General features: G+C 62.2%; 21 protein-coding genes. 8 read left to right on the top strand and 13 right to left on the bottom strand.

Translation table 11 applies throughout. From position 1 onward, the window contains the following. Positions 1-393: 393 nt before the first annotated feature. The 4 genes from K5Y35_RS10975 (at position 394) to K5Y35_RS10960 (ending at position 5557) form a co-directional block, all read left to right on the top strand. Positions 394-636 carry an exodeoxyribonuclease VII small subunit gene (locus K5Y35_RS10975; RefSeq protein WP_003228627.1) on the top strand — a complete coding sequence of 81 codons (243 nt, stop codon included), beginning with the start codon at positions 394-396 and terminating at the stop codon, positions 634-636. Then, entirely contained in the window at positions 633-1520 is an 888-nt protein-coding gene (gene ispA / locus K5Y35_RS10970) for a (2E,6E)-farnesyl diphosphate synthase (RefSeq protein WP_123463771.1), read from the top strand. The genes K5Y35_RS10975 and ispA overlap by 4 nt, the downstream gene beginning before the upstream one ends. Before the next feature lie 91 nt (positions 1521-1611). Then, a complete protein-coding gene (gene dxs, locus K5Y35_RS10965; RefSeq protein ID WP_186746113.1) occupies positions 1612-3510 on the top strand; it encodes a 1-deoxy-D-xylulose-5-phosphate synthase in 1899 nt (632 codons plus the stop codon). A 163-nt stretch (positions 3511-3673) separates the two neighbouring features. Continuing rightward, entirely contained in the window at positions 3674-5557 is a 1884-nt protein-coding gene (locus tag K5Y35_RS10960) for a TonB-dependent receptor domain-containing protein (protein WP_222834215.1), read from the top strand. Positions 5558-5572: 15 nt separating this feature from the next. Here K5Y35_RS10960 and K5Y35_RS10955 read toward each other — a convergent pair whose 3' ends face one another. The 12 genes from K5Y35_RS10955 to nrdR all read right to left on the bottom strand — a co-directional run bounded on the left by K5Y35_RS10955 (position 5573) and on the right by nrdR (position 14406). Further along, complete coding sequence (locus K5Y35_RS10955) at positions 5573-6373, bottom strand: cobalamin-binding protein (protein WP_222834214.1); 801 nt, start codon at positions 6371-6373, stop codon at positions 5573-5575. Continuing rightward, positions 6373-6792: an MFS transporter gene (locus tag K5Y35_RS10950; RefSeq protein ID WP_123463764.1), complete on the bottom strand. Its 420-nt coding sequence runs from the start codon at positions 6790-6792 to the stop codon at positions 6373-6375. Before K5Y35_RS10950 ends, K5Y35_RS10955 begins: the two co-directional genes overlap by 1 nt. Further along, positions 6789-7406, bottom strand: a complete 618-nt coding sequence (ribA, locus tag K5Y35_RS10945) for a GTP cyclohydrolase II (protein WP_123463762.1) — start codon at positions 7404-7406, stop codon at positions 6789-6791. Before ribA ends, K5Y35_RS10950 begins: the two co-directional genes overlap by 4 nt. Positions 7407-7660: 254 nt before the next feature. Continuing rightward, on the bottom strand, positions 7661-8398 hold the full coding sequence (locus K5Y35_RS10940) for a substrate-binding periplasmic protein (protein WP_222834213.1): 738 nt from the start codon (positions 8396-8398) through the stop codon (positions 7661-7663). Positions 8399-8432: 34 nt separating this feature from the next. After that, positions 8433-8936 carry a phosphatidylglycerophosphatase A gene (locus tag K5Y35_RS10935; RefSeq protein WP_003228639.1) on the bottom strand — a complete coding sequence of 168 codons (504 nt, stop codon included), beginning with the start codon at positions 8934-8936 and terminating at the stop codon, positions 8433-8435. Further along, positions 8933-9898 carry a thiamine-phosphate kinase gene (thiL, locus tag K5Y35_RS10930; RefSeq protein ID WP_222834212.1) on the bottom strand — a complete coding sequence of 322 codons (966 nt, stop codon included), beginning with the start codon at positions 9896-9898 and terminating at the stop codon, positions 8933-8935. Before thiL ends, K5Y35_RS10935 begins: the two co-directional genes overlap by 4 nt. 27 nt (positions 9899-9925) lie before the next feature. Further along, positions 9926-10426 carry a transcription antitermination factor NusB gene (gene nusB / locus K5Y35_RS10925; RefSeq protein ID WP_123448286.1) on the bottom strand — a complete coding sequence of 167 codons (501 nt, stop codon included), beginning with the start codon at positions 10424-10426 and terminating at the stop codon, positions 9926-9928. Beyond that, positions 10423-10899 carry a 6,7-dimethyl-8-ribityllumazine synthase gene (gene ribE, locus K5Y35_RS10920; RefSeq protein WP_003228649.1) on the bottom strand — a complete coding sequence of 159 codons (477 nt, stop codon included), beginning with the start codon at positions 10897-10899 and terminating at the stop codon, positions 10423-10425. The genes nusB and ribE overlap by 4 nt, the downstream gene beginning before the upstream one ends. Positions 10900-10990: 91 nt before the next feature. Further along, positions 10991-12082, bottom strand: a complete 1092-nt coding sequence (gene ribBA, locus K5Y35_RS10915; RefSeq protein ID WP_123463756.1) for a bifunctional 3,4-dihydroxy-2-butanone-4-phosphate synthase/GTP cyclohydrolase II — start codon at positions 12080-12082, stop codon at positions 10991-10993. Between the two features lie 16 nt (positions 12083-12098). Further along, positions 12099-12764, bottom strand: coding sequence for a riboflavin synthase (locus K5Y35_RS10910; RefSeq protein WP_123463754.1), 666 nt, complete (start codon positions 12762-12764; stop codon positions 12099-12101). A gap of 47 nt (positions 12765-12811) precedes the next feature. After that, entirely contained in the window at positions 12812-13945 is a 1134-nt protein-coding gene (ribD, locus tag K5Y35_RS10905; RefSeq protein WP_222834211.1) for a bifunctional diaminohydroxyphosphoribosylaminopyrimidine deaminase/5-amino-6-(5-phosphoribosylamino)uracil reductase RibD, read from the bottom strand. Beyond that, entirely contained in the window at positions 13942-14406 is a 465-nt protein-coding gene (nrdR, locus tag K5Y35_RS10900) for a transcriptional regulator NrdR (RefSeq protein ID WP_003228656.1), read from the bottom strand. Before nrdR ends, ribD begins: the two co-directional genes overlap by 4 nt. Before the next feature lie 128 nt (positions 14407-14534). Between nrdR and K5Y35_RS10895 the strand changes: the two genes are divergently transcribed. From K5Y35_RS10895 to trxA, 3 genes are all read left to right on the top strand, one after another. Then, positions 14535-14999: a YbaY family lipoprotein gene (locus tag K5Y35_RS10895; protein ID WP_158956861.1), complete on the top strand. Its 465-nt coding sequence runs from the start codon at positions 14535-14537 to the stop codon at positions 14997-14999. Then, on the top strand, positions 14996-15649 hold the full coding sequence (locus tag K5Y35_RS10890) for a class I SAM-dependent methyltransferase (RefSeq protein WP_222834210.1): 654 nt from the start codon (positions 14996-14998) through the stop codon (positions 15647-15649). The genes K5Y35_RS10895 and K5Y35_RS10890 overlap by 4 nt, the downstream gene beginning before the upstream one ends. A gap of 156 nt (positions 15650-15805) precedes the next feature. Next, positions 15806-16678 (top strand): thioredoxin, encoded by an 873-nt coding sequence (gene trxA / locus K5Y35_RS10885; protein WP_123463748.1) that lies wholly within the window; start codon positions 15806-15808, stop codon positions 16676-16678. Positions 16679-16765: 87 nt separating this feature from the next. On the opposite strand, the gene K5Y35_RS10880 is transcribed toward trxA, so the two are convergent. After that, on the bottom strand, positions 16766-17119 hold the full coding sequence (locus tag K5Y35_RS10880; protein WP_123463746.1) for a hypothetical protein: 354 nt from the start codon (positions 17117-17119) through the stop codon (positions 16766-16768). Positions 17120-17254: 135 nt separating this feature from the next. On the opposite strand from K5Y35_RS10880, the gene K5Y35_RS10875 reads away from it, so the two are divergent. Beyond that, the gene (locus K5Y35_RS10875) at positions 17255-17848 is read left to right on the top strand and encodes a DUF2796 domain-containing protein (protein ID WP_123463744.1); all 594 of its coding nucleotides are present in this window, start codon (positions 17255-17257) and stop codon (positions 17846-17848) included. Positions 17849-17930 lie beyond the last annotated feature (82 nt).

Below are 17930 nucleotides of genomic sequence, written 5' to 3'. Positions count from 1 at the left end.
GAAGGCGCGAAGATTAGCGATTCGGCAGTTTTTTAACAATCGGATACATCTGCATTTGCGGTGGGAATCACGCAGTTTTGTTGAGCGTGAGCCGAATAGCGCGGTTATTCGGCTCACAAAATGAGCCGAATACGCCTCAGCCCCGACATTTCACATTAACTTTGTGGCGAGGGGATTTATCCCCGCTCGGCTGCGCAGCAGTCGTAAAACCGGCGACTTCGATTTTCCTGAGAGTATCGGTTGTCTGATTCCAGGGTTGCTGCGCAACCCAACGGGGATAAATCCCCTCGCCACAGGGTTATGTGCGCGGCTTTGGACGGGGCACCTCATTTGCCCATAAACCCCCTATCTGCTAGTGTCGCGCCGGTTTAACGTCAACCGGAAACTGCCGCCATGGCCCGCAAAAAAGCTGCACTGGATTTCGAACAGTCCCTCGCCGACCTGCAAACACTGGTCGAGCGTCTGGAGAACGGTGAATTGTCGCTGGAAGACTCGCTGACCGCTTTCGAGCAGGGCATCGGCCTGACCCGTGACTGCCAGGCAGCGCTGGCCCAGGCCGAGCAGAAAGTGCAGGTGCTGCTGGAGCGCGATGGCGAACTCGCCGAGGAACCCTTCGACGCGGAACAGCCAGAATGATTGCGGCGTATTCGGCGACCAGCCAGGCCAGGGTCAATGCGGCACTGGAAACCCTGTTCAACGCCCCGTTGCCGCAATTGGCACGCCTCTACGAAGCCATGCGCTACAGCGTGATGAACGGCGGCAAACGCGTGCGGCCGCTGCTGGCCTATGCGGCGTGCGAAGCGCTCGGCGGCAAGGCTGAGCAGGCCAATGGCGCAGCCTGCGCAGTTGAATTGATTCACGCCTACTCGCTGGTGCACGACGACTTGCCGGCGATGGACGACGACGATCTGCGTCGCGGCCAGCCCACCACCCACAAGAAATTCGACGAAGCCTGCGCGATTCTCGCCGGTGACGGCTTGCAGAGCCTGGCCTTCAGCGCCCTGCTCGACCCGCGCCTGAGCGACCTCGACGCCGACATCCGTCTGCAACAGGTCACGGCGCTGGCGCACGCGGCAGGCCCGGCGGGCATGGTCGGCGGTCAGGCCATCGACCTCGGTTCGGTCGGTCTGAAACTCGACCAGCAAGCCCTTGAACAGATGCATCGGCACAAAACCGGGGCGTTGATCGAAGTCAGCGTCAAGCTCGGCGCCCTCGCCAGCGGCCGTGCCGAACCGGATGAACTCAAGGCCCTGCAGACTTATGCACAGGCCATCGGTCTGGCCTTCCAGGTGCAGGACGACATCCTCGACGTCGAGAGCGATACCGAAACCCTCGGCAAACGCCAGGGCGCCGACATCGCGCGCGACAAGCCGACCTACCCGGCCCTGCTCGGCCTCGACGCGGCCAAGGCCTACGCCCTGGAACTGCGCGATCAGGCCCTGCACGCCCTGCGACCGTTTGACGCGGCAGCCGAGCCCTTGCGCGAGCTGGCCCGGTATATCGTCGAGCGGCGCAACTGACGGCGAATCAGCCAAAAAAGACCAACGCGTGGGCAGGGGGCGATGCATCAGGTAAACTGCCGCATCTTTTATACCTATAACGATTCGCCTGATGCCCACGACGTTTCATGAGATTCCCCGCAAGCGCCCGACCACGCCCCTGCTCGACCGCGCGAACACGCCGGACGGCCTGCGCCGGTTAGGCGAAGCCGAGCTGGAAACCCTGGCCGATGAGTTGCGCCTGGAATTGCTCTACACGGTCGGCCAGACCGGTGGGCATTTCGGTGCCGGCCTGGGCGTCATCGAGCTGACCATCGCGTTGCATTACGTGTTCGACACCCCGGATGACCGGCTGGTGTGGGACGTGGGTCATCAGGCGTATCCGCACAAGATCCTCACCGGTCGTCGCCAGCGCATGGAAACCCTGCGCCAGAAGGACGGCATCGCTGCCTTCCCGCGTCGCGCCGAGAGCGAGTACGACACCTTTGGCGTCGGCCACTCCAGCACCTCGATCAGTGCCGCGCTGGGCATGGCGATTGCCGCCCGCCTGCAAAACAGCGATCGCAAGGCGATCGCGGTGATCGGCGACGGCGCGTTGACCGCCGGCATGGCCTTCGAGGCGCTGAACCACGCGCCGGAAGTGAACGCCAACATGCTGGTGATCCTCAACGACAACGACATGTCGATCTCGCGCAACGTTGGCGGGCTGTCGAATTATCTGGCGAAGATTCTTTCCAGCCGTACCTACGCGAGCATGCGTGAGGGCAGCAAGAAAGTCCTGTCACGCCTGCCCGGTGCCTGGGAAATCGCCCGTCGCACCGAAGAATACGCCAAGGGCATGCTGGTTCCCGGCACCCTGTTCGAAGAGCTGGGCTGGAACTACATCGGCCCGATCGACGGCCACGACCTGCCGACCCTGATCGCCACCCTGCGCAACATGCGCGATCTGAAAGGCCCGCAGTTCCTGCACATCGTCACCAAGAAAGGCAAAGGCTTCGCCCCGGCGGAAGTCGATCCGATCGGTTACCACGCGATCACCAAACTCGAACCTCTGGATGCTCCGGCCGCTGCGCCGAAAAAGGCCAGCGGGCCGAAGTATTCGGCGGTGTTCGGCGAATGGCTGTGTGACATGGCGGCGGCTGACCCGCGTCTGGTCGGGATCACCCCGGCGATGAAGGAAGGCTCGGACCTGGTGGCGTTCAGCGAACGCTTCCCGCTGCGCTACTTCGACGTGGCCATTGCCGAACAGCACGCCGTGACGTTCGCCGCCGGCATGGCCTGCGAAGGCGCCAAACCGGTGGTGGCGATCTACTCGACGTTCCTGCAACGCGGCTACGACCAGTTGGTGCATGACGTCGCGGTGCAGAACCTCGACGTGCTGTTCGCCATCGACCGCGCCGGTCTGGTGGGAGAAGACGGCCCGACTCACGCCGGCAGCTTCGACCTGTCGTACCTGCGCTGCATCCCGGGCATGGTCATCATGACCCCGAGCGATGAAAACGAACTGCGCAAGATGCTCACCACCGGCCACCTGTACAACGGCCCGGCGGCAGTGCGTTACCCGCGCGGCACCGGCCCGAATGCGACCATCGACAAGGATCTCGAGCCGATCGAAATCGGCAAAGGCATCGTCCGTCGTCAGGGCAGTAAAGTCGCTCTGCTGGTGTTCGGCGTGCAACTGACCGAAGCCCTGAAAGTCGCCGAGAAGCTGGATGCGACCGTGGTCGACATGCGCTTCGTCAAGCCGCTGGATGAGGCACTGGTGCGCGAGATCGCCGCTGGCCACGAGCTGCTGGTGACGATCGAAGAGAACGCGATCATGGGCGGCGCCGGTGGCGCGGTCAGCGAGTTCCTGGCGCGGGAAAACATCCTCAAGTCGATCCTGCACCTGGGCTTGCCGGATATCTACGTCGAGCACGCGAAGCCTGCGCAAATGCTGGCAGAGTGCGGGCTGGACGAGGCCGGCATCGAGGCCGCGATCCGCGAGCGTCTGCAACTGCTTAACCGCTAATCCGCTAACACACCGCCCCTGTGGGAGCGGGCTTGCCCGCGAAGAGGTTGGCACATCCAGCATCTATGTTGATTGTGCCGACGCTTTCGCGGTCAAGCCCGCTCCCACAGTGTTTTGTGCCGCTACGAAATCTGTGTACACCTGAAAGACCTACGGATCACCGATGAACCGCTCGTGCCTCGCCCTGCCCCTCCTCTTGCTGACGACCGCCAGCGCTTTCGCCGAGACCTTCGAACGCGACGAAGCCCTGAAACTGCCGGACACACTGATCTCCGCCAACCGCCAGGTCGAAGCGCGCAACGACAGCAGCGCGGCCAATACCGTGTTCACTCGCGAAGACATCGACCGCCTGCAACCGGGCAGCGTCACCGACCTGCTGCAACGGGTGCCGGGCGTGCAAGTGGCGCAGGCCGGCGGGCGCGGCAGTCTGCCGGGGATCTACATTCGTGGTACGCAGTCGGCGCAGAGTCTGGTGCTGGTCGACGGCCAGCGCATCGGCAGTTCGACTTCCGGCGACAGTAACCTGCAGCACCTGAACATCGACCAGATCGAGCGTGTTGAAGTGCTGCGTGGTTCGCGCTCAGTGATTTACGGCAGCGATGCGATTGGCGGGGTGATCCAGATCTTCACCCGACGCGGCACCGAGCAAAGTCTGCAACCGCGTCTGCACCTGGGCTTCGGCAGCCATCAAACCTGGGAACGCAGTCTGGGGCTTGCCGGCGGTGACGAGAAAACCCGTTTCAATCTTGGCGCCAGTCTCGATGAGACCGCCGGGCTCGACCGCACTCACGAGTCCTATCCCAGCGACAGTGATCACGACGCCTACCGCAACAAGTCCATCAGCCTGAGCCTCAGCCATGCGCTGACCGATGACATTGAAGTCGGCGCCAATCTGCTGGATAACCGTGGCAAAAGCGAGTTCGACAATCCATTCGGCCGCTTCGACACAAGCACCTTCGCGTCGGTGCAGCAGCAGCCCTACAGCGACTTCAATGTCAGCAGTGTCAGCAGCTACGTCGATGCGCGAGTCAACGACGCCTGGAAAACCCGCGTCGAGTTCGGCCACACTGAGAACCGCGAGAAAACCCTCGACAAGCTCAGCGACGAGCGCACGGTGTTCAACACCTACCGCGATTCGGTGAACTGGCAGAACGACCTGACCCTTGATGCGCGCAACAGCCTGATCCTCGGCGGCGACTGGTACGAAGACCGGATCAACAGCAGCACCGCGTTCGAGGAGAACAGCCGCTGGAACCGCGCCGCGTTCATCCAGCATCGGTACCAAGCCGACAGTTTTTCCACGGAACTCGGCCTGCGCCACGATGACAACCAGCAGTTCGGCGGCCAGAACACCTGGAGCGGCACCTTTACCCTGCCGCTGAACCCGGACAACGACCTGCTGTTGAGCTACAGCGAAGGCTTCCGCGCGCCGACCTTCAATGACTTGTATTACCCGGACTTCAGCAACCCGGCCCTGAAACCGGAAACCTCGAAAAGCTATGAGCTGCAATGGCGCAGCCAGTTGAGCGATAGCAGCCGCCTCGAAGCGTCGATTTACCGCACGGACCTGGAAGACGCGATTATCTTCGGCAGCAACTCACGCCCGGAAAACGTCGCTTCGGCCCGGATAAACGGCTTTGAAGCCGCGCTCAAGCAGGAGCTGTTCGGCTGGCAGAGCAACCTTGGCGTGGCGATCATCGACCCGCGTGATCGCGACACCGGGCACACCCTGGCTCGTCGCGCACGGCGCACGATGAGTTGGGATCTGGATCGCCAGTTCGATCGACTGAGTCTGGGTGCCAGTTGGCAGACGGTGAGCAGCAGCTACGACGACAAGGACAACACCCAGTCATTGGGTGGCTACGGCTTGATCGGCTTGCGGAGCAGTTGGGCGCTGAACCGCGAGATCAAACTGGATTTGAAGGTCGATAACCTGCTGGACAAGGGTTACAGCCGTGCACTGTACAGCTATGACGGCAGCCAGTATGGCTATCGCGAGGAAGGTCGGGCCTGGGTGTTTGGGGTGACCTGGACGCCGGGGCTCTAAACCTCGCCACAAAAATCAGCGTTGTGGCTGAAGGAGATGGCAAAGCTTGGCGGTCGCCTCGATCATCTGCCCGCTCGGGCGTTCCAGCCCCTTATCCGTGACCAACAGCAACTGCCCACGCGCCACCGCATCCACCTGCGACCAGGCTTTCCAGGCATCAAGCTGGGCCTGATCGCCGGCCAGAATCACCTCGGGATTGCGCTGCAACACCGCCTCGATACTGACCTGCGGCGCCGGCAGGCTCAGGTCGGCGAACACGTTGCGCGCGCCACACACCTCAAACGCATCGCTGATGATCTGCCCGCCACCGACGGTGTACAGCGGCTTGTCCCAGACTTGGTAGAACACCTTCAGCGGCGCGTCCCGGCGATAGTGTTGGCGCAGACCTTCGAGTTTGGCGCGCAACTGCGCCGCCAGTTTCACCCCTCGCTCAGGTCGCCCCAGTTGAGAGGCAATCGCTTCAATTTGCGCGGACAGCTGTTCAAGAGTATGCGGTTCGGCGACATAAGTCGGAATATTCAGGCGTTTGAGCTGATCGCGTTGCGCCGGGCCGACACTGCCGGGCCACAACAGCAGCAAATCGGGCTTCAAACTGAGCAGCCGCTCCATGTCGAGCTGACCGTAGCGGCCCACTGACGGGACATCCTTGAGCGCCGCAGGACGCTCGCCGGCATCGAGCACACCGACCAGCAGATCAGCCGAATCCAGCTCAACGACGATTTCAGACAGGGAAGGCGCGAGGCTGACCACCCGCAGGTTCGCCAGCACCGGGCCGGCGCAGGCCAGCAGCAGAACCGCCAGCCACAGACGGCGCATCAGCCGAGTTGACGCGGGATGCGATAGAGGTAGAACAGTACGGCGGTGGACAATGCCAGCAGCATCAACGGCACCGCTTCGAGGCCGACGAACACCGCCAGTGCACCGATCCACGCCGGCAGTGCGGCCACAAGAAACGCCGCACGACGGCGGGCCGCGAGGGCAATCCATGCAGCAGGCTCTTCGGCAGTGTCGAGGGCTTTTTGCGTGGCGATCAGCGCATGTTTGTAGCGGCCAAAAAACTTCAGGCTGACAAACATCGAAGCGACGCCTGCGATAAAGAACGGCATCGCCAACACCGGCAGAAGGCCCTCACCCTGACCGAACAGCAGGTTGAGTACGAACAGCGGCAGCAACGCCAGCGCCAGGTATTTCCACCAGTCGACCGCCAATCGGCGTCGTACCTGCCCCCTCGTCACGCGCGATCGACCTCGCCCTGATGCTCGTTGCCCATCATGTGGTCGAGTTTGCTGGCCTTGGTTGCCAGGTACAGTTTGTTGTGCGGATTGTGCCCAGTGTGCAGCGGCACGCGCTCGGCAACGGTGATGCCCATGTCGGTCAAGGCTTTGACCTTGCGCGGGTTGTTGGTCATCAGGCGCAGCGACTTCACGCCCAGATGCTCGAGCATCGGCAGGCACATGGCGTAGTCGCGCTGGTCGGCAGCAAAGCCCAGGCGCTCGTTGGCTTCAACGGTGTCGGCGCCGCCGTCCTGCAATTCATAGGCGCGAATCTTGTTCAGCAGCCCGATGCCACGGCCTTCCTGACGCAGGTATAGCAACACGCCACGACCTTCACGGGCGATGGCCTTGAGCGCGCCTTCCAGTTGCGAGCCGCAGTCGCAACGCTGGCTGAACAAGGCGTCGCCGGTCAGGCATTCGGAGTGCAAACGGCCGAGTACCGGGGCTCCGTCGGCAATGTCACCCAGGCTCAGCACGACGTGCTCGCGCCCGGTGCTTTCATCGAGAAAACCGTGCATGGTGAATTGCGCAAAAGGCGTGGGCAGCTTGGAAGCGGCGACAAAGACGACAGGCACCGGTGTGCTCCTGATCTAAAGAGTCTGAAAATTCGCAGGCGGGCATTGTAACAGCAGGTTCCTGCAGACGCTTAGGCTGAATTATCGGGCATAACGATCAAAAAGTTTGATAACACCGTGCCCAACATTTCTTTACCTGTGGGAGCTGGCTTGCCAGCGATGGCGTAATCTCTGCCGCCATTGTGGTTACTGACCCAACGCTATCGCTGGCAAGCCAGCTCCGACAAAACTCTTTAGCAGCCGGTCAATCGCGTTCAATTTGCCTCGAACGGATACGGCTGCTTCCACTTCTCGAAAATCGGTTTCAGCTCACCACTGTTCACCAACTGCTCCATGCGCCTGTCGAACAGTGCCAGCAACGTGCGCGCCTGCGGCGTGTCGGCGAAGCACAGGTAGAGCGGCAACTCGGCGATGTGGGTCTTGCGAAACTGCGCCGGATCCCTGGCCCGGCCGAGCACGTAATCGATTTCGGTCAGTGCGTCGATGTAGTAGTCGGCGCGGTTGTGGGTGAGCATCGACAGGATGCCGGTACGCCGGATGACTTCATTGTAGTTGCGCACATTGGGCAGGTATTTCTGGTAGTCATAACCACGCACCCAGGCCAGTCGATAGCTGCCGAGTGTCTCGGGGGTCGGCGGCGGGTTGCTCGCAAGCCCCAGGGCATAGATGTGGTCGGTATCAAAATTCCAGCGCGGGTACAGCAGGTCGCTGGTCTCGTCATGATAGGAGCCGACGCACGCGTCGACTTCACCGCGCTCTGCCAGACCGACCGAGCGGGTGTAGGGCTCGCTGCGAATGTCGAGCTTCACCCCGGCAGGTTCAAACACCTTGCGCAGCACGTCCCAGCCCAGGCCATGACCGTCGGCGGCGGTGTAGTCTTCCCAGTCTTCGCTGGCCAGGTGGATGACCGACGGCGCGTGCGCGGCTTCCTGAGCACTGGCGACAGTGCCCAGCAAGATCAGAAAAACCAGCGCCAGCCAGCGTCGCGCCATCCTTAGTCTCCTCACTGAACCCGGACTCTCCGGATCAGGCGAAAATCCATACCAGTCCTTGCATCGCCAGCCAGGCAAACACGCCGGCCAGCACGTCATCGAGCATGATCCCGACGCCACCGTGGACATGCCGGTCGATCCAGCGAATCGGCCACGGCTTGAGAATGTCGAAGAAACGGAACATCAGGAAACCGGCCAGCAACCAGTACCAGCCTTCCGGCACCAGCCACAGGGTGATCCACATCCCGACCATCTCGTCCCAGACGATACCTTCGTGATCGTGTACCCGCAGATCGTCGGCGACCTTGCCGCACAGCCAGAAGCCGAACAGCATGGTGATCCCGAGCATCAGCCAGTAACCCCAATCGGGCAACATCTGCCACAACGGGATAAAGGGTAGCGCAACTAACGAGCCCCACGTGCCCGGTGCTTTCGGCAAAGTGCCCGAACCGAAGCCGAACGCGAGGAAATGCCAGGGATTGCGCCAGACCGATGGCGGCACGAATTCGGCCGGAACCTGCTTCGGGTGATCTGTCACGGTGTCTCCTGAAAATGTTGATAGCCCCGGATTTGCGGGGTGATGTCGTGTCCTTCGCGATCCAGCAACGCCACGCCCTGCCCTTCACTGACGCGACCGATCACATGGATCGGCCAGCCGTCGGCCAGCAGCGCCGGCAACTCGACGGACGGCAGGGTGAAGGCCAGCACATAATCATCGCCACCACTCAACGCCGCACGCTCGGCGCCGCGCTGGCCGAGAAATGCCACTAGAGCATCCGACAACGGTACGCGCTCGCGTTCAATCTCGAGCCGCACCTTCGAGGCCAGGGCAATGTGGCCACAGTCGGCGAGCAAGCCATCGGAGATGTCCAGTGCTGAACGGGCCTTGCCGCGCAGGGCCTGTCCGAGGGCGAGTTGCGGCTGCGGCGACCAGTAGTGATCGAGCAGCGGCTGGGCGATATGCGGTTCGGCTTCACGCTGGCCCAGCACCAACGGCAAGGCGCCGGCGGCATTGCCCAGCTCACCGCCGACACACAACAGATCTCCCGGCTGCGCACCGCTGCGGGTCAACGCCTGACCGGCCGGAACACGCCCGAACACAGTGACCGTCAGACTCAACGGCCCGCGCGTGGTATCGCCGCCCACCAGCGCGACGCCGCAGCCTTGCGCCATGCGGTTCAAACCGCCGGCATAGGCTTGCAGCCAATCGGCGGTCACCGTCGGTACAGTCAGGGCAAGGGTAAAGGCAACGGGCGTGGCGCCCATGGCGGCCAGATCACTGACCGCAACGGCCAGCGAGCGCTGACCGAGCAGAAACGGATCGCAGGGGTCGGCGAAATGCACACCGGCCACCAGCGTATCGGTAGAAATCGCCAGCTGTTCCCCCGGGGGAACCGCCAGCAAGGCGCAGTCGTCGCCGATCCCCAGTGCAACGCCCTCGCCGCCCTGCGCACAAGGCGCGGCGGCGAAGAAATTGCGGATCAGCTCAAACTCGCCCATGGCTGAGACAAAGAGTTCAAGCGCGGGTTAGCGCTTGAACGCCTTCACTTCAGCTTCACGCAGGCGCGGGGCCAGCTTGTCGAGCACGCCGTTGACGAACTTGTGGCCGTCGGTCGAACCGAAGACTTTCGCCAGCTCGATACCTTCGTTGATCACCACGCGATACGGCACATCGACGCGCTTGAGCAGTTCCCAGGTGGACAGGCGCAGAACGGCCAGTTCAACCGGGTCCAGCTCTTCGATCGCCAGATCCAGGCACGGCGTCAGGGCGTTGTCGATTTCGGTCTTGAACTGCGGAACCCCGTGGAGGATTTCGCGGAAGTAAGCACCGTCGACATCGGTGAAATCGTTATCAACGCGAAACTGCGCTTCGATCTCGTTCAGCGATTGCTTGGCCATGTGCCACTGGTACAGCGCCTGGGTCGCGAGCTGACGGGCTTCGCGACGCTTGACGCTTTTCGAGGGCTTGCCGGCATCCGCAGGTTTCGGATCGCGCGGGTTGAAACGATCGCTTTCGTCGCTAATCACTTGGCCTCCAACTGCGCCAGCAGGCTGACCATTTCCAGTGCGGACAGGGCAGCTTCGGCACCTTTGTTACCGGCTTTGGTGCCGGAACGTTCGATGGCTTGCTCGATGGAATCCACGGTCAGGACGCCGAACGCGACCGGAACGCCGAACTCCATGGACACCTGGGCCAGGCCCTTGGTGCACTCGCCTGCCACGTATTCGAAGTGCGGGGTGCCGCCACGAATGACCGCGCCAAGGGCGATGATGGCTGCGAACTCACCTTTCTGGGCGACTTTCTGCGCAACCAGCGGGATTTCGAAGGCGCCAGGTGCGCGGATGATGGTGATGTCGCTTTCGCTCACGCCATGGCGAACCAGGGCATCAACTGCACCGCTGACCAGGCTTTCAACGACGAAGCTGTTGAAACGGCCCACTACCAGAGCGTAGCGGCCTTTAGGGGCGATGAAGGTACCTTCGATGGTCTTCAGGGTCATTCGTCAGTTCTCTTAAAGAGCCGGGACGCGTCTGCTACGCGTCCCTCAGTGATTTATTTGCCGCGAATCGGAGACCGGAAACAACCGGTCATTATTCGGAGGGCACGTATTCTACAACTTCCAGATCGAAACCGGATATCGCATTAAATTTCATTGGCGCAGACATCAGGCGCATTTTGCGCACACCGAGGTCACGCAGGATCTGCGAACCGGCACCGACGATGCTGTAAGTGGTCGGTTTTTTCGGCGCTGCCTGCTCACCGGTTTCACGGATATGTGCCAGCAGCACGTCGCCATCGAGCGGGTGACCAAGCAACAACACGACACCGCTGCCGGCCTCGGCAACCGCAGCCATCGCGGCGCGCAGGCTCCAGCGGCCCGGTTGCTTGACCATCAGCAGGTCACGCAGCGGATCCATGTTGTGCACGCGAACCAGGGTCGGCTCTTCGGCGCAGACATTGCCCAGGGTGAGGGCCATGTGCACGTCGCCTTCCACCGAATCACGATAGGTCACCAGGTTGAATTGGCCCAGTTCGCTGTCCAGTGGCTGCTCGGCAATCCGCTGAACGGTACGTTCGTGGATCATCCGGTAGTGAATCAGGTCGGCGATGGTGCCGATCTTGATGTTGTGTTCGGCGGCGAACGCTTCCAGCTCGGCACGACGGGACATGGTGCCGTCGTCATTCATCACTTCACAGATCACGCCGCTCGGCTCGAAACCGGCCATGCGTGCCAGGTCGCACGCTGCTTCGGTGTGGCCGGCGCGGGCCAGGGTGCCACCGGCCTGAGCCATCAGCGGGAAGATGTGGCCCGGGCTGACGATGTCTTCGGCCTTGGCGTCCTTGGCGGCAGCCGCTTGCACGGTGCGTGCACGGTCGGCGGCGGAGATACCGGTGGTGACGCCTTCGGCGGCTTCGATCGACACGGTGAACTTGGTGCCGAACCCGGAACCGTTGCGCGGCGCCATCAGCGGCAGCTTCAACAGTTCGCAGCGCTCGCGGCTCATCGGCATGCAGATCAGGCCACGGGCGTGCTTGGCCATGAAGTTGATGTGCTCGGCCTTGCAGCACTCGGCAGCCATGATCAGGTCGCCTTCGTTCTCGCGGTCTTCGTCATCCATGAGGATGACCATCTTGCCTTGGCGGATGTCTTCAACCAGTTCTTCGATGCTATTGAGCGCCACAAGGCACCCCCTTCAGTCAGGATTTGAGATAGCCGTTGGCGGCCAGAAAGCTTTCAGTGATCGTGCCACCCGATGCAGGCTCAGCGGCCTTGTCACCCAGCAACAGGCGCTCCAGATAACGCGCCAGCAAGTCGACTTCCAGGTTCACCCGGCGACCTGGCTTGTAGGACGCCATGATGGTTTCGCTCAGGGTGTGCGGAATGATCGTCAGCAGAAATTCGGCGCCATCGACCGCGTTCACGGTCAGGCTGGTGCCGTCGACGGTGATCGAGCCTTTATGGGCGATGTACTTGGCCAGTTCCTTCGGCGCACGGATACGAAATTCCACGGCGCGGGCATTGTCGCTGCGCGAAACCACTTCGCCGACACCGTCGACGTGACCGCTGACCAGATGCCCACCGAGACGGGTGGTCGGGGTCAGGGCTTTTTCCAGATTGACCGGGCTGCCGCTTTTCAGGTCGTTCATGGCCGTGCAGTCCAGCGTTTCACGGCTGACGTCGGCGGCAAAGCCGTTGCCCGGCAGTTCAACGGCAGTCAGGCACACGCCGTTGACCGCGATGCTGTCGCCGAGTTTGACGTCACTCAGGTCGAGCTTGCCGGTTTCGACGTGCACCCGTACATCACCGCCCTTGGGGGTCAGTGCACGGATACTGCCGATGGATTCGATGATGCCGGTAAACATGGGGTTCTCCTTGAGAACGAAGCCAGCGCTAAGGCGATGGCCGGGAATTATACGCTCGCCGAACGGACCGGCGTCGCAGTGACTCGCCAGTCATCGCCAACCGCGCGAATCTCGGTGATTTTCAGTTCGGGAGCGTCCTTCATATAGGCCAGCGGCCAGTCCAGTAGCGGACGCGCCGTGGAGCCGAGGAACTTGCCGGCGATGAAGATCACGAATTCGTCGACCAGACCGAGCTGGGCAAACGCCCCCGCCAGACGCGGGCCGGCCTCGACCAGCACCTCGTTGACGCCACGATTCGCCAGTTCGATGAGCAGTTGATGCAGATCGACCTGACCGTCATCACCCGGCACGATCAGGCATTCCGGGCCGTTGGCGTGCTGCTCTTCCACCGCCATACACGTGGCGACCAGCGCCGGACCGGCCTTGAAGAACGGCGCATCGAGCGGCACCCGCAGGCGCCCGTCGATCAGCACCCGCAGTGGCGGACGGCTCATGGCCAACGCGGTTTGCCCGGCATCCAGGCCCAACTCGTCGGCGCGCACGGTCAGGCGAGCGCCGTCAGCCAGTACGGTGTCGGCGCCGGTCAGCACCACGCTGGCCTGAGCGCGCAGACGCTGCACCGCCGAACGGGCGGCCGGGCCGGTGATCCATTGGCTCTCGCCGCTGTCCATCGCCGTGCGACCGTCCAGACTCATCGCCAGCTTGACCCGCACGAACGGCAAGCCGTGTTCCATGCGTTTCAGGAAACCTTGATTGAGCTGGCGCGCCTCGGCTTCCAGCACACCGCTTTCAGTGGCAATGCCGGCATCGGCCAGACGCTGTAAGCCACGCCCGGCAACTTGCGGGTTCGGATCACGCATCGCTGCGACCACCCGGCCCACCCCGGCATTCACCAATGCGTCGGCGCACGGCGGCGTGCGGCCATGATGGCTGCACGGTTCAAGGGTGACGTAAGCGGTCGCGCCGCGGGCCAGTTCACCGGCGGCGCGCAGGGCGTGGACTTCGGCATGGGGTTCGCCGGCGCGCTCGTGGAAGCCTTCGCCGACAATTTGCCCGTCACGCACGATCACGCAGCCAACCCGTGGATTGGGATGGGTGGTGTAGTGGCCCTTGCGCGCCAGTTCCAGCGCGCGAGCCATGAAGTGCGCGTCGAGGATGGCCTGCTCGGCGGCGCGGGTCATTCTTTCACCGGTTCGCGGGCGAGGCGGTCGATTTCTTCGCGGAACTCGTTGAGGTCCTGAAAGCGCCGGTACACCGAAGCGAAACGGATGTAGGCGACTTCATCGAGTTTTTGCAGTTCGGCCATCACCAGTTCGCCGACCACGAGGGATTTGACCTCGCGCTCACCGGTGGCGCGCAGCTTGTGCTTGATGTGGACCAGAGAAGATTCGAGGCGCTCGACGCTCACCGGACGTTTCTCCAGGGCGCGTTGCATGCCGGCGCGCAGCTTTTCTTCGTCGAACGGTTGGCGGCTGCCGTCGGTTTTGATCAGGCGCGGCAACACCAGTTCGGCCGTCTCGAACGTTGTGAAACGTTCGCCGCAGGCCAGGCATTCACGCCGGCGGCGCACCTGTTCGCCCTCGGCGACCAGACGGGAGTCGATGACCTTGGTGTCGTTGGCACCGCAGAAGGGACAGTGCATGGTGGCTGGCAACAAAAAAAGGGAGGGCCATGGTAGCGCATCCCGGTGGCAAGACAAGCCATAGGCTTTGCGGTATACAGAACGGCATGATCGTTTGATCCATGGATTTCATTTTGCTGGAGCATCCAATGCCGTTACGTCCGCTCGTTTTGCTCAGTCTTTTCAGCCTGCTGGTGGCCTGTGGCAGCGATGCACCCAAGCCTCAGCCGCCAACGCCCGGCCCGGCGCCGCAGCAAGCGCAGAAAAAAGCCAAAGAGGCTGCCGAACTTGGCCCGCTGCCGGCCTATCAACGGGAACTGAGCGGCACCCTTCAGGGTGTTCCGGCCGGTGCCGAAGTCGAGCTGGCGCTGCTGGTGATCGATGCAAAGGATCGCCCGCAACAACTGCTCGCCAGTTCCAGCCTGATCGGCAACAACCAGATCCTGCCGTTCCGCCTGCGCTTCAACCCGGACGCCTTCCCCGCCGGTGCGCGGGTTGAACTGCGTGGCCGCGCCAGCCAGTCCGGCCAATTGATCCTGCATCTGCCGTCGCAGACCATTACCCAGCCGACCACCCAAGCGTTGGGCCAGCTGCAATTTGTCAAAGCACCATGAATGCACCGCTTGACCTGCAACAGGCGTTAGGTGGATTGCTCGGCGACGCCAGACTCAAGGTCTGTGCGTTGCCGGACACCGACTTGCAGTTGTGGCTGATCGACGGCGACAACATGGATCGCGAATTCAGTCAGGAAGAAATCCAGCGAATTCTGCACGAGCCACCCTATTGGGGGTTCTGCTGGGCCAGCGGTCTGGCAGTGGCGCGTTATCTGGCGGAGTTTCCACAGTGGGTGCGCGGCAAGCGCGTGCTGGATTTCGGCGCCGGTTCCGGGATTGCCGGGATCGCGGCGGTCAAGGCCGGTGCGCTGGAAGTGGTGGCCTGCGATCTCGATCCGCTGGCGATTTCCGCGTGCCGGGCGAATGCCGCGCTGAATAATGTCGAGATGAGCTATTCGACAGATTTCTTTGCCGAGGCCGATCGGTTTGATCTGATTCTGGTGGCGGACGTGTTGTACGACCGGGCGAATCTGCCGCTGCTCAATGCGTTTTTAAGTCGTGGTCGGGAAGCGTTGGTGGCGGATTCGCGGGTTCGGGATTTTCGGCATCCGTTGTATGAGCGGATTGAAATGCTAGAGGCGATGACGTTGCCGGACCTGGCGGAACCGGAAGAATTCAGACATGTCAGCCTCTACCATGCGCGACGTTAGCTAAAAGCTTCGCGAGCAGGCTCGCTCCCACAGTTCATAAATCCCCTGCTCGCGAAAGCGTCCTGTCAGACAACACACCTCTCAAAGGCTGACCGCTTCCGGCCACACCCCGCCAAGCCGTATAGTTGCCCCATTCACGTTTTTACGAGATCCCCCATGAGTCAGCAAACGCCGTACATCTTCGACGCCACGACTGCCGATTTCGACCAGTCGGTGATCGAAGCTTCCTTCAATAAACCGGTACTGGTGGATTTCTGGGCCGAGTGGTGTGCGCCGTGCAAGGCATTGATGCCGATGCTGCAAGGCATCGCCGAGAGCTATCAGGGCGAACTGCTGCTGGCCAAGGTCAACTGCGACATCGAACAGGACATCGTTGCCCGTTTCGGTATTCGCAGCCTGCCGACCGTGGTGCTGTTCAAGGACGGTCAACCGGTGGACGGTTTTGCCGGCGCGCAGCCGGAATCCGCCGTGCGCGCCCTGCTCGAACCGCACGTGCAGATGCCGCCGCCGGCCGCCGCCGATCCGTTCGAACAGGCTCAGGCGTTGTTCGATGACGGGCGTTATGCCGATGCCGAAGCGGCGCTGGTGGTCCTGCTCACTGAAGACAACACTAACGCCAAGGCGCTGATTCTCTACGCGCGCTGCCTGACCGAACGCGGCGAGCTGGACGAAGCGCAAACCGTGCTCGACGCCGTCAAGAGTGACGAGCACAAGGCGGCGCTGGCCGGGGCCAAGGCGCAGATCAAGTTTCTTGGGCTGGCTCGCGATCTACCGGACGCTGCCGACCTCAAGGCGCGCCTGGCACAGAACCCGCAAGACGACGAAGCGGTGTATCAACTGGCGATCCAGCAACTGGCGCGCCAGCAATATGAGGCAGCGCTGGAGGCCTTGCTGAAGTTGTTTATCCGCAACCGCAGCTATGGCGAAGGGTTGCCGCACAAGACGTTGCTGCAGGTGTTCGAGTTGCTGGGCAACGATCACCCGCTGGTGACTGCGTACCGTCGCAAGGTGTTTGCGGCGCTTTATTGAGATCAAAAGACCGCAGCCTGCGACAGCTCCTGCATGGGATTGGCATTCACCCTGCAGGAGCTGCCGCAGGCTGCGATCCTTTGCGGTCTACTCTATCCAGCTGTAGAGCGGCGTATCCCCGCCACTGACCACTTTCACCTGCGAACTATGGCGCAGGCGCACCAGCAAGCGCTTGCCCGCCGCTGCGCTACCGGTCAGCCCTTCCAGTTGATCAAGCAAATCCGGACCGCTGAGTTGCCCGGCCTTGCGCAACAAATCTTTCGCCACCTGCCACAGCGCCTCGTCCTGGTTCAGCGGTTTCGCTGCTGGCGCTGCCGCCATTTCCGGCTGAGCCGGCGCCGGCACATTCAGGGCTGATCCGAGCCGCGCCCAATCGCTGTCATCCAGTTCCACCGTCAAGTCCACCGGCACCTCGCCGACGGTTCCGCGTATCCGCACCATTGAGTTCGCTCCCGCACATTTCTGAGCTGCATGCTCCCACGGGACTTGTGCAACGCCAAGCGCACGGGCAAACTCTGCGGACTTTCGTTATAAGATTACATAACAAACTCTTCACTTTACTTCCTGGAGACCGCCATGCGTCGTCTGCTGCTCGCTTTGCCGTTTGCCCTGTTGCCGCTGGCCATCGCCCACGCGGCTGATGAGCATGACCACGATCATGAACACGGCAGCCTCGGTGCGCATGAACATGGCGTCGGCCGTCTGAATGCCGCACTCGACGGCCAGACTCTGGAGCTGGAACTGGAAAGCCCGGCGATGAACCTGGTCGGTTTCGAACACGCCGCCACCAGCGACGCCGACAAGGCCAAAGTCGCTGCCGCTCGCACGAAACTGGAAAACCCGCTGGCTCTGTTCAACCTGCCCGCCGCTGCCGGTTGCAAAGTCGTCAGTCAGGAACTGGAAAGCCCGCTGTTCGGCGACAAGCCGGATGCCGACGATCACGACGACGATGAAGCGGACAAGGACGGGCATGAACATCACCACGACCACAGCGAAATCCACGCGCACTATCAGTTCAGCTGCGCCACGCCGGGGGCACTGAAGACCCTGGACCTGGCGAACATTTTCAATACCTTCCCGGCCACCCAGAAAATTCAGGTACAACTGATCAGCGCCAGCGGCCAGCAGGGCACGGAAGTGACCGCCAAGGCTGCCGCCCTGAAATTCTAAGCCTCACCGAAACACCCTTGTGGGAGCGAGCTTGCTCGCGAATGCGATTCGTCAGGCGCCTCTGGATTGACTGATCTACCGC

This window comes from Pseudomonas sp. SC3(2021), from assembly GCF_019856535.1.
Lineage (GTDB): Bacteria > Pseudomonadota > Gammaproteobacteria > Pseudomonadales > Pseudomonadaceae > Aquipseudomonas > Aquipseudomonas monsensis.
Note: the sequence above shows the minus strand (reverse complement) of the source record. Positions and strands in the feature narration are given on the sequence as shown.